The organism is Peredibacter sp. HCB2-198, assembly GCF_045999315.1.
Taxonomy (GTDB): Bacteria; Bdellovibrionota; Bacteriovoracia; order Bacteriovoracales; family Bacteriovoracaceae; genus Peredibacter.
The window spans coordinates 1,370,276-1,385,757 of sequence record NZ_CP174607.1; the positions used below are offsets into that span (position 1 = coordinate 1,370,276).

The 15,482-nt window shown below is 41.4% G+C and carries 13 protein-coding genes; 7 read left to right on the forward strand and 6 right to left on the reverse strand.

The window, feature by feature from the left end; translation table 11 throughout:
* Positions 1-82: 82 nt before the first annotated feature.
* Positions 83-334, forward strand: coding sequence for a hypothetical protein (locus ACJVC5_RS06960; RefSeq protein ID WP_408098645.1), 252 nt, complete (start codon positions 83-85; stop codon positions 332-334).
* Between the two features lie 36 nt (positions 335-370).
* Here the strand turns inward: ACJVC5_RS06960 and ACJVC5_RS06965 are convergent, their stop codons facing one another.
* The 3 genes from ACJVC5_RS06965 to ACJVC5_RS06975 all read right to left on the reverse strand — a co-directional run bounded on the left by ACJVC5_RS06965 (position 371) and on the right by ACJVC5_RS06975 (position 1,948).
* Entirely contained in the window at positions 371-832 is a 462-nt protein-coding gene (locus ACJVC5_RS06965) for a DoxX family protein (RefSeq protein WP_408098646.1), read from the reverse strand.
* Positions 833-918: 86 nt separating this feature from the next.
* Positions 919-1,338, reverse strand: a complete 420-nt coding sequence (locus ACJVC5_RS06970) for a hypothetical protein (RefSeq protein ID WP_408098647.1) — start codon at positions 1,336-1,338, stop codon at positions 919-921.
* Position 1,339: 1 nt separating this feature from the next.
* Positions 1,340-1,948: a hypothetical protein gene (locus ACJVC5_RS06975; RefSeq protein ID WP_408098648.1), complete on the reverse strand. Its 609-nt coding sequence runs from the start codon at positions 1,946-1,948 to the stop codon at positions 1,340-1,342.
* 101 nt (positions 1,949-2,049) lie between these two features.
* On the opposite strand from ACJVC5_RS06975, the gene ACJVC5_RS06980 reads away from it, so the two are divergent.
* The gene (locus tag ACJVC5_RS06980; RefSeq protein ID WP_408098649.1) at positions 2,050-3,363 is read left to right on the forward strand and encodes a hypothetical protein; all 1,314 of its coding nucleotides are present in this window, start codon (positions 2,050-2,052) and stop codon (positions 3,361-3,363) included.
* Here the strand turns inward: ACJVC5_RS06980 and ACJVC5_RS06985 are convergent.
* Positions 3,349-4,569: an MFS transporter gene (locus ACJVC5_RS06985; RefSeq protein WP_408098650.1), complete on the reverse strand. Its 1,221-nt coding sequence runs from the start codon at positions 4,567-4,569 to the stop codon at positions 3,349-3,351. The genes ACJVC5_RS06980 and ACJVC5_RS06985 overlap by 15 nt on opposite strands.
* A gap of 99 nt (positions 4,570-4,668) precedes the next feature.
* Between ACJVC5_RS06985 and ACJVC5_RS06990 the strand changes: the two genes are divergently transcribed.
* The gene (locus ACJVC5_RS06990) at positions 4,669-5,475 is read left to right on the forward strand and encodes a class I SAM-dependent methyltransferase (protein WP_408098651.1); all 807 of its coding nucleotides are present in this window, start codon (positions 4,669-4,671) and stop codon (positions 5,473-5,475) included.
* 5 nt (positions 5,476-5,480) lie between these two features.
* On the opposite strand, the gene ACJVC5_RS06995 is transcribed toward ACJVC5_RS06990, so the two are convergent.
* Both ACJVC5_RS06995 and ACJVC5_RS07000 read right to left on the reverse strand, forming a co-directional pair.
* The gene (locus ACJVC5_RS06995) at positions 5,481-5,675 is read right to left on the reverse strand and encodes a hypothetical protein (RefSeq protein WP_408098652.1); all 195 of its coding nucleotides are present in this window, start codon (positions 5,673-5,675) and stop codon (positions 5,481-5,483) included.
* Between the two features lie 58 nt (positions 5,676-5,733).
* Positions 5,734-7,791: a PAS domain-containing sensor histidine kinase gene (locus tag ACJVC5_RS07000; protein ID WP_408098653.1), complete on the reverse strand. Its 2,058-nt coding sequence runs from the start codon at positions 7,789-7,791 to the stop codon at positions 5,734-5,736.
* Between the two features lie 141 nt (positions 7,792-7,932).
* Here ACJVC5_RS07000 and ACJVC5_RS07005 point away from each other — a divergent pair, with 141 nt between their 5' ends.
* The 4 genes from ACJVC5_RS07005 to ACJVC5_RS07020 all read left to right on the forward strand — a co-directional run bounded on the left by ACJVC5_RS07005 (position 7,933) and on the right by ACJVC5_RS07020 (position 15,461).
* On the forward strand, positions 7,933-8,838 hold the full coding sequence (locus tag ACJVC5_RS07005) for a hypothetical protein (RefSeq protein ID WP_408098654.1): 906 nt from the start codon (positions 7,933-7,935) through the stop codon (positions 8,836-8,838).
* Positions 8,839-9,098: 260 nt separating this feature from the next.
* The gene (locus tag ACJVC5_RS07010) at positions 9,099-11,000 is read left to right on the forward strand and encodes a hypothetical protein (protein ID WP_408098655.1); all 1,902 of its coding nucleotides are present in this window, start codon (positions 9,099-9,101) and stop codon (positions 10,998-11,000) included.
* A gap of 34 nt (positions 11,001-11,034) precedes the next feature.
* Complete coding sequence (locus tag ACJVC5_RS07015; RefSeq protein WP_408098656.1) at positions 11,035-12,069, forward strand: hypothetical protein; 1,035 nt, start codon at positions 11,035-11,037, stop codon at positions 12,067-12,069.
* A 23-nt stretch (positions 12,070-12,092) separates the two neighbouring features.
* On the forward strand, positions 12,093-15,461 hold the full coding sequence (locus ACJVC5_RS07020) for an FHA domain-containing protein (protein WP_408098657.1): 3,369 nt from the start codon (positions 12,093-12,095) through the stop codon (positions 15,459-15,461).
* Positions 15,462-15,482: the final 21 nt, after the last annotated feature.

Below are 15,482 nucleotides of genomic sequence, written 5' to 3' on the forward strand. Positions count from 1 at the left end.
TTTGTCGGTCTTCACTGCGCATTGAATACCATGCATTGTTTGACCTAAGATGAGTTGATTTGACTCAACCAAAGGGGAATCTATGAAGTTTTTATTAGTTGCGACAGTGTCTCTTTTTATGATGAGTGTGATGGCCGAAGATCTGAATGCAATGAAAAAAAGTGCCAACGAAAAAATTGATAGTAAAATCTCAATGCTTCAAAAATCTAAAAGATGTGTTAATGAAGCGACCACGGTTGCAAAAGTAAACGCATGTAAATCTGATATGAGAGATGACATGAATATGAAGCAGGAAATGGAAGAAACAAAAGAAGATCTCGACGACGCTCTTTAAAATTAAATAAAGCGGGCCACCAGACGGTGGCCTTTTTTATGTGGCCCTTCTTGCTCGACGATTATCCAAACTAATTGGGCCTGCCCCATAAAAATAAATCAGAACGGCGCCCCCTAGCATGGCGATGTTTTTCATAAAATGTACCATCTGCATTTGCGCCATTTCAGGATCTGTAAAAGACCAAAAATTATGCATAAGTAATGTGATAGGCACTAAAAAAACAATGAGTAGAAGAGCTCCAAACCGAGCGTGAAATCCTAAAAGAACACTTAAACCACCTAGTAGGGCCAGAATGCCTGAAATAGGCACGAGGATGTCGGCCATTGGAATTCCTTGATTGGCCGCATATCCAATACTTCCACTACTGAAGTGATTAATGCCTGAGATGATAAAAATAAGAGAAAAAAGAAAACGTCCGATTGGTACAGCAATCAAGGACATTTTTGTTCCGGTCAAATCAAATGACGAATGTGTCCGAGGTTGAGTCGTGGTTGCCATAAATAGCCTCCTTGCTTATTCATCTATATTTGTCCTCCGCGCTGAGGAACATGGCAAGAGAGCATAAATATGGCAAACTCAATTACTTAGTATGGATTCTGAATGGCGAGATAGATCTGAGGGCATACTGATGCATAAGGATCTTCTTCTAAGGTCTCCTTTGCTTCCTGAATCAGTTGGAGAAGAACAACCTTGGAGATTTCCCATTTATTAATGAAGTAAGTCTCTTGCTTCTCACTTTGAAGGAGCTGGGAGAACGTCATTAATCTGTCGATTTTTTCTGAATTAAGTGATGTTGTATTACTACAGTAAAGAGTCATTGGTCTTTTAGGGTCTTGAAGATTAGAAAGCCTAGAGAAGTGAAGTCCTTTATTGGCCAAATCCCGTATCTCTTTTTCAAGATCGACAGTTAATATTTCATCGCTTTTTACTCCACTTGTCTCATGGCCCTTTTTACCACAGGAGCAAAGAAAAAAAGTAATAAGAGCAAAGAGGAAAAACTTCATATTAGTCTGTCCCGATGGCGAGGTATATTTTTGGGCAGAATCTAGAGTTCTCATTGGTCTCTAATTCTGAGATAGACTTTTGAATCATCTTTTTTAACAAGCTGGTTTGAATGTCAATGTCATCCATCGCCTTGGTCGTGGTTTCATCGAGGAAAAGAAAAAATTGTCTTAGTTCTAAAATTTTTTCCGAATTCAGATATTTCGTATTCGAGCAATAGATCGCTGCAGGATAATTAAGCTCTGATAAAATGGATCGGCCTTCAACATGAATTCCTTTCTCTTCCAGAAGATCATAGTCGTATTGGGGCACATGTTCTGACGGAATAGGTTCAGGCTCGGTCACAATAGTAGTGGGTGGTAATTCAGGTTCTATCTTTTCTTCTGGTTGTTGTTCTTCTTCGGGAAATTCATCAACGATGATAATGGGAGTTTCAGACTCTACAGTTGAAATTTCTGGTGAAGACTCTTCTGATGGTTCCTCAACTGGAGGAGTTGTTTCAACGGCCACTTCCTCTGTTGTCGTCACAATACTTGTGGGTTCTTTAGAACTTTTTTTACCATCACAAGCAGTGAGAAGAATGAATATTGAGAGGAAAATTATTCGTTTCATGGCGATCAAATAACTGAAGGCACGTCGATAAACAACTAAAGGCATTCTTAAAATGCTGCTATGAATTTTGTAAAATTCTGAATTCATGTTAAGGTTTCTTAATGAAGTTTGGTCTAGAAATTGAAAAGTTCCTCTTTGACCTAAAGCATAATCGACCTTCAGACGGTGTTTTTCGTTTTATTGATGCTCTCTCAGATTTTGAATTGCATGAGTCTTCAGCTCCTATCAATCAAGTCACTAATGAGTTTGTCCTTAATATAGTCGAGATTGTGACTGAGCCATCCACTGCGCCTTTGGATGTGCTTAAGGGTTATATTGAAAATTATTTGCGCTTAAAATCAGTGGCCCAGCGTGAGGCGGCCACGCTCGTTCCATTGGGCGCAATGCCCATGGATTATCAGCCGCACATGACTCCGAAATGGAGTTACTTCGTGCAAAACTGTATCCTCGATCAGAAGATTCAATCATCCTGGATGATGAACAAAGAAACTCCTTTAACTCCTGCCGGAAATTGCGCTGGAATGCATGTTCACTTTGAAGTGGAAACTGCGGGAGAATATCTTTTTTCTAATCGAGAACTACAAGATAAGTTCAACATGGGATTGATGTTGACTCCTATGATTGCTTTCGGGAGTTCGCCTTATTTTTTTGGGGTTCATGAAGCATCAAGTATGAGGGCCGTTCGTTATTTCGAAGGTGTTTACAAAAATTATCCCATGAATGGTGCGCTTCCACCGGTGATGAATTCATCAAAAGAAGTTTTACTCTTTTTTCAAAAGAGTGCTGCTCATTGGGTAGAGTTAGGCAAAAACATTGGTTTGCCAGAAGAAGATTTATCAAGACTGGTGCTGAAGAAAGGCGCTAATTGGAACCCTGTTCGATGGAACCGAACTTGGAACACGATTGAGCTACGCTGTCTTGAATCAGACAGATTGGATTTTGATTGTTCAAAGTTTATTTGGTCCACGGCCGTCATGAAGCGAATGGATTTAAAGGGTGAGGCCCTTAAGTGTGTTCCGCTGGAAACAAATGTTTCTGTTGACTCAGGGATGCTGAATGAATGCTTTAAAACTAATGGTAAGGAAGTTGCGATACTTAATTCCGCCGCCATTGGAGAAGTATTTAAACGGGCCATGCATAAAGGTTTAAAGGATCCAATTGTTGAGCAGTATCTTTATCGAATGGCCGATTTTGCTCGACCTGCAGTGGAATCTTCATGCCTTCCTATCTTTATGATTCTGGAAGATGTCTTGATTTCAAAGGGAACTAGTTCTGAAATTCTACTGGAAAAATCGGATCGCTTATCAAACATCACAAACGATCAGGCAGTAGATTTGGTCCACTTTAGCATTGAAAGTGAAAAGAAAATTTTGACTTCGTTTTTGGATCATTTCCCGGAGCTAAGCCTTTTCTAGTTCTTCTAAATCTAAATTGCGAAGTTTCTTAGATAGAAGCGAGATGACTCCTACTGAGGCGAGACACATAATTCCTCCAAAAATAGCGGAAGGAACTGTTCCCAGAAGCTTTGCCGCCACTCCGGACTCGAATTCACCGATTTCGTTGGATGAACCAATGAAAATAGAATTTACCGCCGCAATTCGTCCTCGCATGTGGTCTGGTGAGGAAAGTTGAACTGCAGAAGTTCGAACCACCATGCTGACACCGTCGAAGGCCCCGGCACAAACAAGAGCAAGAAGTGAGAGCATATAATTGCGACTTACGGCGAAGACTAAAATACAAATTCCAAAGCCTGCCACCGCCCCAAAAAGTTTTTTACCAGCGTTCTTTTTTATTTCTCCCTTAATTAACCAGGCACTCATAAGAAACGAGCCGATGGCCGGAGCAGCTCTTAGAATACCAAGTCCTTCTGGGCCCACAAATAAAACTTCTGCTGCATAAATAGGCAGAAGAGCGGTCACACCACCAAAAAGCACAGAAACCATATCGAGAGTTAATGCGGGAAAAAGAATGGGATGTTTGAAAACAAACTTTGCACCAGACAAAAGCTCTTCTTTAATGGATTTGTTTTTCTCTGGCACATTGGCCGGCGGATTAAAATCGAACAAGTAGAGAGAGACGATAGTAACCAGAAGAAATGTACAAATAATGACCGCGGTCCCTGAAACGCCTAGGAAGCCGTAAAGAACTCCTCCAAGAGCGGGCCCGGACATTCTCGCCGTTTGCATCGCCGAAGACATCCATGCGGATGATTTTGGCAGGAGCACACGAGGGATAATTTTCGGTACGAGAGAAAACATTGATGGTTGAGAAAAGGCCCGTGCACAACCGGTTAAAAAAGAAGAACAGAAAAGAAGAATGACTTGATGAGAGATTGTGACTTCAAAATACGGCAACTGCGAAAGCAGCATGAGTAATCCGGAGGCCAAACTAACGAGAGTGAGTCTTCGGTAAACGACTAATGGACGAGAGCGATCAACAATATATCCTGCAAAAAGGGCGAGACCAAGCGCTGGAACTGCTTCAACAAGGCCAATAAGACCCAGATAAAGAGCGTCCTTTGTTAGTTCATACATCCTCCAACCTAAAACAATGGCCTGCATTTGGACAGCGAGAGTAAAGAAAAAACGGGCGGTCATAAGTTTTTTAAAGTCGGTAGGCATGGCAAGAATTTACCATATGGTGTGAGGCTAGACGACACCTTTTAGACCCTTCATAATTAAATCTCCTTCATATTAGTCATACTGAAAAAGGACGTTTCTATGAAATATCTACTCCTAAGTTTGCTTCTAGTTGCTTGTTCATCAAAGAGAGATCCAAACACACTTGAATTACCTGAGACCATAGCTGAAGCAGTGGATACTGGTTATAGAACACCAGAAAATCGCGAGCGAGATAAGTACCGTCATCCAGTTGAGACCCTGAATTTCTTTGGTCTAAAACCTGAGATGACAGTGGTTGAAGTTGCACCAGGAACAGGATGGTATATGGAGATCCTTGCTCCGTTCTTGGCGAACAAAGGACGCTATATTATGGCCTCACCAGTTGCAGATAAACCATATTTCAAGGCCAATGAAGAAAAGATCAATGCTTGGAAGGCGAAGTTTCCGAACGTTGCTCCAAAAATGGAATCAGCGATTTTCTCTCCACCATCAAAGATTGTTTTCCCGGCAGATGGGACAGCAGATATGGTCCTCACTTTTAGAAACGTTCATAACTGGATGATGGCAAAAGGTGAAGATCAGGCCTTCAATGCTTTTTATAAAGTTTTAAAGCCTGGTGGAGTTCTTGGAGTTGTTGAACACCGCGCTCTACCAACTCAGGAAGATCCTCTTGCTAAAAGCGGTTACGTCAGAGAACAGGACGTGATTGAGATGGCAACGAAAGCAGGATTTAAACTTGTGGCGACTTCTGAGATCAATGCCAATCCAAAAGATACTAAAAATCACCCTGAAGGTGTTTGGACACTTCCTCCAACTCTAAAACTTGGGGATAAGGACCGTGAAAAATACCTTTCAATCGGTGAGAGTGACAGAATGACTTTGAAATTTATAAAACCGAAGAACTAAGGGTACTATGTACCCTTAGCGTTCTTTTCTTTTTCGTGATGTTTTTTAGGCGCGGGCTTTTCATGTTGAACTGATGAAGGCTCGCGAACATCCTTCGGCAAAACTTCTTCTTTCTTAGGAGAAATACCGTTCGGAGAAGTCCAGTGGGCCAGAACTGAAGATGAGAAAAGCATGGCCGAAATAATAATAAGAATTTTCATAAAAATCTCCGTGCTTGATGTGACCGGAGATACATATCGACACTGATTTCAAAAAAATTTAAACCCTCGGAAGCTCAACAATAAATGTAGAGCCTTTATCCAAATCACTCACTAATCGCACGGTTCCACCGTGTTCCTCTATAATTTGTTTATTGATAAATAGACCTAATCCCAGACCACTTACATCTTCTGCTGTATGGGCCCTTTCAAAGCGTTTAAAAACTCTTTCTTGGTCTTCTGGTGCGATTCCTCGACCGAAATCCTGAATTTTCAATACGAGCGATTCATTGGTTTCTTCAAGTGAGACGTGAATGGGTTTTTTATTACCATATCGGATAGCGTTGGTCATGAAGTTGGTGATGACTTGCTCGAATCTTTCAGGGTCAATTTGAGCAAAGATCTCGGTTTGATTATTATAATTCAAATCAATTTGAAGAGATTTTAGCTGATCAGAAAATCTTCCCAGTATTTCTTTGGTAAATTCTGAAAGATTCATTTCCTGCTTACGCAGAGTTAATTTTCCAGTGGAGATGCGTGAAATATCCAGCATATCTTCGACCAGTCTGGTTAGGCGGGCCAACTGTCCATTTGTCCCTTGAAGGAACTTTTTCATCAGTTTTGTTTCTTTGGTATCAATCCCCAAATTATTGATGAGGTCATTCAATACTTCGATTTGAAGGTTTAATGAAGTAATGGGCGTTCTAAGTTCATGAGAAGCGATTGAAATGAAATCATCGCGAAGACGGACAGCACTCTGGAAGTCTTTAAACAGGCGAGCATTATCTATCGCCACTGCCAGATGTCTGCCCAACTCCATGGCTGTTCTGAGATCTCTTTCATCAAATCTTTTACGGTCGGTTGTATTATATAAATTCAAGCATCCAATCGTTCTACCACGAATCTTAAGGGGAACTGCAATGTGAGAGTTGAATCCAATGGCATTCATAAGATCAACGTGCTCTTGTGAGACACAGAAATTTTTCAGCATCTCATCATTCAGCTTATTGGTCAGTAATGGCTTCCCGGTTGTAAGCACTCTGGAAGTCGGCTGGGGAGTCTCAAGGCTCGGAGGATAATCATCAGTCATTTTTTGAATAAGCTTTTCAATGTTTGGATCAAAATGCTTGATGATTATGCGCTTAATGCAATCACCCTCGAGTAGATCTACAGCACAGCCATCTGCAAGAATAGGAATCGAAGAGCTTCCGACCTTTTGAATGATTTCCTCATAGTCCAGTGTCGATATAAGCATGGATTTGATATGGGCCATGAAGACCTGGGTCTCATTTATATCGTGCTGCTCAGTCACATCTTGATGAATGACAACGATTTCTTGAACTTCATCTTGATCATTTTTTAGAGGATAGAGAAGTCCTTTGGCCCATCTGGCGCGAGCATCGTAGACTCCCACCTTGGCCGGATCATAGAGAAACTCAGGGACTGCAACTATTTCACCTTTAAAGGCCCGCTTGATGGTTTCAAGTTGTCCCGCTTCTTCCAAAATTTTATCTTCAAGAAGATTGAAGTCTTTCAAAATATAGTTTTGAACGAACTCTTCGGAGAGTCCCCAGAGTTGGCGATAGGCCGGATTAACTAGAATTGTATGACCGGTTTTCGCTAAAAGCTGAATACTAAGAGGGGATTGCTCAAAAATAGCACGAAATCTTTTCTCTGAGTGTGAGAGGGCATTGTTGAGATCGGCCATGGCTTTATTTAGTTGAGACTTCGTGACGTCCTGGAAAGTAACGATCGCTCCAAGCTTTTTGCCATCCTTGTCTAAGATGGGTTCACCATTACAAACAAATAGCAAAGGTTCCTGGCCTTTCCTGCACACAAAAATTTCTTCGTTTTTTAACGTTTCACCTTTAAAAGCGCGATAAATCGGAATGTCTTCACGACCCATAGGAGTCTTGCGATCAGGGTAGTAAACGTCGTAATGCTCCTGCCAATTTTGAATCGCTTCGGCTGCTTGAGGGCCTCCAAAAAAATCTTGGGCCTTCTGATTCACAAAAATGAGTTCACCTTGTGCATTACAAGCAATGACACCATCGCTGGTGCAGGCAAAAAGTGCCGAGAGAAATTCAGGTTTGTCTAAGAGAGATGACGGTTTTTCCATGAAGGGGAGTATACCGATTTAGAATCTCTTAATAAATTCCTTTTAAAATTTCTTTTGTTCAATTTCACAAATCTTAAGTTCGCTAAGAAATCTTAGTTCCGAACATGGCTGCATAAGTCACTTTTACATGCAGGGAGGAATATGAGAATTGCAGCAGTATTAATGGCCCTTGTTATAGTGGGATGTAAGAGCGGAGGCAGTGACAAAGTCACAACTGATTCGATGACCCAAGTCCAGTATGGCCGTTATACGATATGTGAGAACGATACTGGCAGTAGCGCCAAAAGCATAACCACAGTCACCTCTACCTATCTACAAGAAAAACTAGTCTTCTATGATGGTACAAATTGCGCCACTGGAAACGAAGCTTATGAGCTGAATACGATCTATTCATATAGCAGTATGGGATCAAATAATTATCGAATACGAGTTGAGAGTGCGATGGTCACACCCTATACCTCATATTATGAAGGTGAGTTTGAATGGGCAGGTTTCTGCGGTTCCACAAACTGGAGCGTGAAGGTTCCAAAAAATATTATTGGTGTAGATTGTGAGGGACTTCAGCTAAATGTTGGTGACGAAGGGGATCTTAAAATTGGCATGGCCGGAGCTAATTTAAGAATCGTCAGTAGCGGAAATAGCTTAACTTATACTTCTATGAATGCCATGAACTTCTCTGATAGTAACCAATCTCTACTTAACGGAGACTATGTTTACTATGACGGTACTAATGGAATGTATTTAACGATCGGGGCCCCTAATTACAGCGTGACTTTCTACGATCAATTAACCCGAAAATACTTCATGATCAATGGAACTTTCACAACAACAGGCAACGATGCGACTTTTACAGTGGTGAGTTCTACCTGTCCTGCATATACGAATGGCGAGACTTTTAATATGAAGTATTCTCAATTGGCCGGCTCTCTTGCCCTAAGAGAAAATGGAGATCCAGATTTACTTTTAGAGAAGTTTTTTACGGGCCTGAACAGCTCACATTACATTTCGGCATACCTGGAAAGTGGTTATATAAATGGCTGCTTCTAAATTAGGAAAAAATTAACGTATCAAAGTTCAGGAGGTTAAATCCATACCTCCTGGGCTATATATCCAGTACCTGGGTCACTCTGCCAAAAAGTCATGGCACTCTCTCGAAAAATACTGCCAATTTCTCTTGATAGAAGATTTTCTGCCAACTCTTTGAGACTCAAGCCTTTTTTGATTTTTTAGTGTTAGGCCAGAATTAGGTGCTACCCTCGATCAGTTCCAAAATTTCCAAGTCATTAATTTTAACAAGAGAACGTCAGATGAGTTTGGATTACCAAAAATTAAAGCAGAAACAGGCCGAGGATGGTGGCTTCTGGACATCCTACTCGGACTTGTTCATGGTATTGAGTGTTGTGTTCCTTTTGCTCTATGTGGTGTCTTCACTTCGCAGTGGTACATCTAGTGTACAGAACATGATCGAAAATCAGAAATTGAAAGCAGAGGCCCAGGACTATAAAAAACAGATCCAGGCCTATAATGCTTTGAAAGACGATTATCTCGAGAAGGAAGCCAGCGAAGAAGAGGCCAAGATGTATGAAGAGCTCATGAGTAAGCTCTCTCTACTTCAGGACGAGGCCAACGAAGAGAAGCGTCAGCTTGAGGCCCAAGCTCAAGAGAACGCTGCCAAAGCGCGCGCTCTTAACCAGTACCAGCAGATGGTTCGTAACATCGTGAACACGAACTTACTTTCTAATAAAAAAATTAAGTTCCGTAACGAAGTGATTGAGAAAAAGAACGAATCTATCAAAGAAATGGATTCAACTATCCAGGCCCAGACTCAAGATATTCATCAGAAGGCCCAAGTCATTGCTCAGAACCAGAAGCAAATCGAAAAGCAAGAACGTGAGATCTATGAGAAGCAACAAGTTCTTGATCAGAAGAAGCAACAAGTTGCTATGCTTGAATCTCAGGTAAATGAAAAGGCCCAAACTATTCAGGCCAACCAATCTAAGATCAATGCTCTTAACTCAGACCTTGCTAACAAGATCAAGGAGCTTGAGAAGACAAGTGCCAGTGCCAATACTTCTAAGACAGAGCTTAACCGTAAGATCGCCATCATGAAGCTTCAGAATGCTAAGCAGATTGGCGAACTTCAAAATCAAACTAAGGTCATGAAGGAAAGCGTTGATTCAATCAACCGTGAACTTGCCAATGCTGAAGGTCAGCTGGCAGATGCTCGTGGAAAAATGGCAGAGCAAGAAGCTCTGAAGAAAAAACTTGAAGCTGATATGGCCGCGGCCAATGCTGAACACGCAGCTAAGATGGCCCAAATGCGTAAAAACTTCGATGATAAGATGAACGCTGAACGCGCAGCTCTGGAAAAGCAACTTGAAGGTGAAAAGGCCTCAGCCGCTGAGAAGATGAAGGCACTTGCTGACTTTAAAGATAAGATGGGTAAAGAAAAGGCCGCTCTTGATAAGCAACTTGCATCTCTTAAAGATGAAGTTGGTAAGGCAAAAGGCGAGGCCGACGCTCTTAAAGGCAAACTTGCCGATGCTCAAAAAGAACATGGCCGTTACTTGGCCGCAATTGATCAGCTTAATAAAGACAAGGCCGGTCTGTCTGGGGATTTAAAACGTGCCAACGAAATCGCCAATGCTAAGAAGGCCCTTGCCAAGAAGATTGCTGATAACCTTGCTAAAAACGGTATTAAGGCCGGTGTTGATGGCAAAACGGGTGACGTAACAATTCAATTTGGTGATGAGTACTTTGATACAGGTCGTGCTGATCTAAAACCAAATATGAAAGAAGTGCTTAAAAAATTCGTTCCGACATATTCTAAATCTCTGCTCGAAGACGAGAAAATTGCTAAAGAAATTTCATCCGTTGAAATCGTTGGGTTCTCGTCACCGACATATAAAGGTAAGTACGTAGACCCTCAATCTTTAGCGGACACTGACCGAGCAGCTGTTAGCTACAACCTGGACCTTTCTTATAATCGTGCAAAATCTATCTTCAACTATATGTTCGATAAGAAGAGCATGACCTACCAGCACCAGAAAGACATGTTACCTCTGGTAAAAGTAACAGGCCGTTCGTTCCTTGCTGAAGGTGTTCAAGGTCGTGACATTGCTTCCGGATTAGACATGAAAGACTACTGTGCGAAATATAACTGTGAAAAATCTCAAAAGGTAATCATTCGTTTTAACTTGAAGGACTAATTTAAAATTTTTTTGATGAATTAAGGCGGTACGTATGTTTAGTCAAGATTTAGTTCAAGGTTTAGTAGATGGGGTCGTAGTTTTTGCTACCGATCTTCTGATGCCTGCAATGGCGGTGTTCTTTGTGTTTGCCATTTCTCTCCGTGTATTAATCTATTACACAGTAAAAAGAGAGGACTGGTTTGCGAAGGAGTTTTCTAAACGGGTGAAAAAGTTTATGGACGCTCGTGATGAAAAGGCCGATCAATCTTTCTATGTGATCTGCAAAAGATTGCTTGAGATCACTTACTACGAAGTATTCGAAATCCGCTCAATCATGAAACGCAGAAACCCAGATGCGATCATGACTGTGACCGACAGGGTGTTTCTGGTTCAACAAGGTTCGGCACGAATCGTGACTGATACTCTAAAACAAGTGAAGTATCTTAAATGGGGCGAACGTCCTAAGTTTCTTGAGATTTCAAATACTGTTCTTCGTAACAATCCTTGTTTTAATAAAGTATTTGGTATCGTTCCAGTGTCTGTGTTCAACGATTTCCTTAACACTGTTCCAGGGCTATTCATCGTGGGCGGTATTTTTGGTACCTTCCTCGGGATCATGAAAGCTCTCCCTGAACTTGGTGGTATGAACCTAAGTGATGTTGAAGGTTCAAAGTTGATCATGGACAACTTCCTATTAAAGATCTCGTTCTCAATGTCGACTTCGATCATCGGTATTATCCTTTCTGTGTCTATGAGTCTTGCGAACACTTTCTTCTCTTGTGAAAAAGTGTATATGGAAACTGTAGAACGTCTTGAAAACGAATTTGATACTCTTTGGAACATGAGTTCTTCGAATAAACTCCCTAACGAAGTTTCAAACTTTGAAGCTGAGAGAGATCCTATTGAAGTTCTTTCAGAGGATTTGATTGCCAAGGAACTTAACGTAGAAGTTGGATTTGTGACCCTGGTTAGACCGATCAGTAAATGGTGGGGAAAAATGGGGAAAAACAATTCTCAGCAGAAATACGATGAAATTCCTTCAGCACCAGCTAAGGCGCCCGAGAAAGAAGATAAAGAGGCGGCCTAAGGTTTTGAACCCGGGAGGGTTGCGTGTCATCACTCATCATTAAGATCACCCAGAACGGGTCATCGCAAGAATATCTGTTTAACAAGTTGGGGCCGATTATCATCGGCTCCGACAAACGTTGCGACCTCGTTCTGAACGACGCTCAAATTGAACCAAAGGTTCTTGAAATCAAGGTCAGTGGCGGGAATATTTTCGTTAAGGAAGTAGGCGCCCGTGCTCAAATCTATTTGGATTCGGTCATTCTGCCATTCCGTGAGGAGACCAGATATCACGATGGAAGCTGCCTTACTTTAAAGAACACCAATTATCAGATTCATATTACGAGAAAAGCTGAAGAGGCAATTGAACCTCCTCCTTTCTTTGAGGGCGAATTCAAAGAACGCCTGGATCGCATGAATCTGAAAATTCGCGAACGTGAATTTGAGCTGAAGATCCTTGATGCCTCTCAGGAAAAAAAGAAGAACCAACTTTTAGACATTGAAGATAAATATCATAAACATGCTAATGAAAAGAGTAAGCTTGAAGTTGAAGTAGGTGCCCTTAAGACCCAGAAAGAAATTCTGTCTCAGGAAATTAGAAAAAGCACAGATAAAAACCGCGATGAAGAAGAAAAGATTCTTCAACTTCGCGAGTTCGTAAAACGCCTTGAGAATGAAGAGCGTGGTCTAAAAGACACTATTGTTGCCCAGAACCTAGTTCTGACTAATTTAAAAGATGAAAGAGAAAAGAAAAGTAAGGAAGTAGATCATCAACGTGTCCTGCTTGCGAACCTCCAGTTAGACACAGTTCAACTGGAAGAACAAATTAAAGAATTAAGTATTCAGCATGAGAACCAAGAAAGAGAAATTCAAGACGAGAACCTCAAGGTTCAAAAGGTCCTGACAAATTCTGAGGCGGCCCTTCGAGAGAGCGCTAGAATCCAAAGTCACATGGCCCAGATCATGAAAGAGAAAGCAGTTCTTGATCATGAGGCCAAGGACGTTCAGGATGAAGTCAATAAACTTGAGGCCCAACGTAAAGAGGCCATCTCAAAATTAAACGATCTTAAAGTTCAAATTCATAAAGAAGAAGAACAAGCTCGTAAGATTCAAGAAGAGATCAAAAAAGAAACTGAGGAAGAAAGTAACCTTAAAATCATTAATGGTGAATTGCGGGCCGAACTCGTCAAGGCCGAAGAGAAGTTGTCTCTTAAGAAGAATCAGCTTAATCAACTTGATTTCCAAAACCAGGACGCCGCCAGAAAGCTTTCTACCATAAATTTCGAATTGGAAAGAGCTTCCCTTCGTTTAAAAGAGCTGACTTCAGAAGAGCGTGCGTCTGAGCTTAAGATGCTTGCGATCCGTGAAGACATGCAGAATCTCTCACGTAAGGCCGGAGACGATAAGAAGAATCTATATAAAGAGATAGAAGACGAAAAGACCAAGCTGAGTGTGGAAATCAATGCTCTCCGTGGTCTTATTGAAGAAGGTGAGAGAGAGAAGGCCAAGACTGACGCGGATCACGGACTGTTAAAAATTCAAATTGAAGAATTGCACTCGAAACAGCGCAGTCTGCATAAAGAAAAAGTCGTGCTTGAGGCCCAGGTGGCTGAGCTTCATGTTAATAAAAAGCAGACTGAGACCCAAATTCAGGAATTGAAGGCCGAAACTCTTAAAATGGAGCATGAAAAAGGTCGTGCTCATCGTGAGTTGACTCAGCTACAGATTAAACTCATGGACTGTGAAACTCAGATTAAAGAAAAGCAAGAGGCCGCTCGCATAGAGATGGAAAACTATAAGCGTGATGAACGCTCTAAAATTCTTGCTGAAAAAGAAGTTTATCTGGCCGAAGTAGAGGCCTTTAAACAGAAGTCACTCATTGAAGTGGAGGCCGAATATCGTCGCAAGCAAAATGATATTCATCAGATGAAATATCTTGCTCAGGAACAAGTTGAGCAGATTATAAGTGAGGCCAGAAAGATTGAGGCCGAAATCACTCGTGAGGCCAATCAACGTCTGAAACAGGCGACTCTTGATGCCCAGGAGAGAGAATCGACTTCTCATGATCGAATAAAACAGGCGCAAGAATACTTTAAAGAGAAAGAGGCCGAGGCGGACCAAATCGTCACCAAGGCTCGTATGGAATCACGTGACCTTGTAAAACGCACAGAGATGGAGCTTTTGGATGACCTAGGCAAGCGTAAGCAGAAAGTTAAAAACTTCCTGAAAATGAAACAGGAAAGTGGTCTGATTCATATCAAAAATATGACTGACCAGCATATGGCGAAATTGAGAAGAGACGAGGATAAGAGTCATCAGAAGCTGGAAGATATTAAGCGCAAAGAGCTTAAAAAAATTGCCCGCATGCGTGAAGAGGAGCTTAGTCGTCAAGGTGAACTTAAAGATACTGCCATGAAAGAACTGAAGACTGAAAAAGAAAAAATTCAGCGTCAGATTGCGGATCTTAAAAAACAACAAGAGACCGAGCTTGCGGATAAGAAAAAAACTATGCTCGAGCACATCAATTCAACTAAGTTCAATCAACAAAAGATGTGGGAAGAAGAGCTTAAAAGAGAGAAGGAGCAATTTCAACGAACTAAAAAAGACCGAATCCTTAATGCTACTCAAGCTGTTATGAACGTACTTGTGGCCGAAACCGGATCCCAAGGAGAAAAAGAACAACAAATCAGAGATAAAATTCGTTCAACTCTTGAGATGGCGATTGATGGACAAAATGCCAATGCACTTAAGGAAGTAGAGCAGGTCCTGGACTTTAACCCGATGAAACGTAAAAAAGTCCTTCCCGTTATTAAAAAATATACCTTGAGAGTTGGAATTCCTGCGGCGGTTGCAATTGTTCTCTTGGCAGATATCGGTTCCGTCCGAACTTCGCTGGTGGATGCAACCAAAGAGATCATGAAGCAGCGTAATTCTGCCTCAGAAATGTATGTGAATAAGCAAAAAGATGAATGGAAAGCAAAACATACTTTCAATCCTGAAACAACTCCGGGGTACAAGGGAACATTTGTCGATAACGTTATTTATACGACAGACTTTGAAAAGGTCATGGACAATGAAGAGTTCCAGAATGATTGGATCCTGAAAGTCCACGATTTCATGGTGAAAGATCTTGAGTTGTCTGAGGACGTTGCCATTAACTACATCTCTTCAGAAGGTACATTGATTAAAGAACTTGCGGTCGCTCGTAAAGATCTTCACCCTCAGTTCCTTGATGTTGGAATGAAAAAGTTGACTGATTTGGAAACGACTCATCTTGGTTGGCTCAAAGAGAAGATCCCTGATGCTGTGAAGATGGAAAAATTTTCTGCTTTCAGAAAAGATTATTTTGATAAGTTTTACAGCGAGAAGTATCAAGCGAAACGTGGCGTTGCCACGGAGGCTCCAAAGCCTTAATTCATCAAACGAAAAGCCAGA

Excerpts from the sequence above, each read along its gene's own strand:
- ACJVC5_RS06960 (WP_408098645.1), top strand. The coding sequence starts at position 83 with ATGAAGTTTTTATTAGTTGCGACAGTGTCTCTTTTTATGATGAGTGTG.
- ACJVC5_RS06965 (WP_408098646.1), bottom strand. The coding sequence starts at position 832 with ATGGCAACCACGACTCAACCTCGGACACATTCGTCATTTGATTTGACC.
- ACJVC5_RS06970 (WP_408098647.1), bottom strand. The coding sequence starts at position 1,338 with ATGAAGTTTTTCCTCTTTGCTCTTATTACTTTTTTTCTTTGCTCCTGT.
- ACJVC5_RS06975 (WP_408098648.1), bottom strand. The coding sequence starts at position 1,948 with ATGAAACGAATAATTTTCCTCTCAATATTCATTCTTCTCACTGCTTGT.
- ACJVC5_RS06980 (WP_408098649.1), top strand. The coding sequence starts at position 2,050 with ATGAAGTTTGGTCTAGAAATTGAAAAGTTCCTCTTTGACCTAAAGCAT.
- ACJVC5_RS06985 (WP_408098650.1), bottom strand. The coding sequence starts at position 4,569 with ATGCCTACCGACTTTAAAAAACTTATGACCGCCCGTTTTTTCTTTACT.
- ACJVC5_RS06990 (WP_408098651.1), top strand. The coding sequence starts at position 4,669 with ATGAAATATCTACTCCTAAGTTTGCTTCTAGTTGCTTGTTCATCAAAG.
- ACJVC5_RS06995 (WP_408098652.1), bottom strand. The coding sequence starts at position 5,675 with ATGAAAATTCTTATTATTATTTCGGCCATGCTTTTCTCATCTTCAGTT.
- ACJVC5_RS07000 (WP_408098653.1), bottom strand. The coding sequence starts at position 7,791 with ATGGAAAAACCGTCATCTCTCTTAGACAAACCTGAATTTCTCTCGGCA.
- ACJVC5_RS07005 (WP_408098654.1), top strand. The coding sequence starts at position 7,933 with ATGAGAATTGCAGCAGTATTAATGGCCCTTGTTATAGTGGGATGTAAG.
- ACJVC5_RS07010 (WP_408098655.1), top strand. The coding sequence starts at position 9,099 with ATGAGTTTGGATTACCAAAAATTAAAGCAGAAACAGGCCGAGGATGGT.
- ACJVC5_RS07015 (WP_408098656.1), top strand. The coding sequence starts at position 11,035 with ATGTTTAGTCAAGATTTAGTTCAAGGTTTAGTAGATGGGGTCGTAGTT.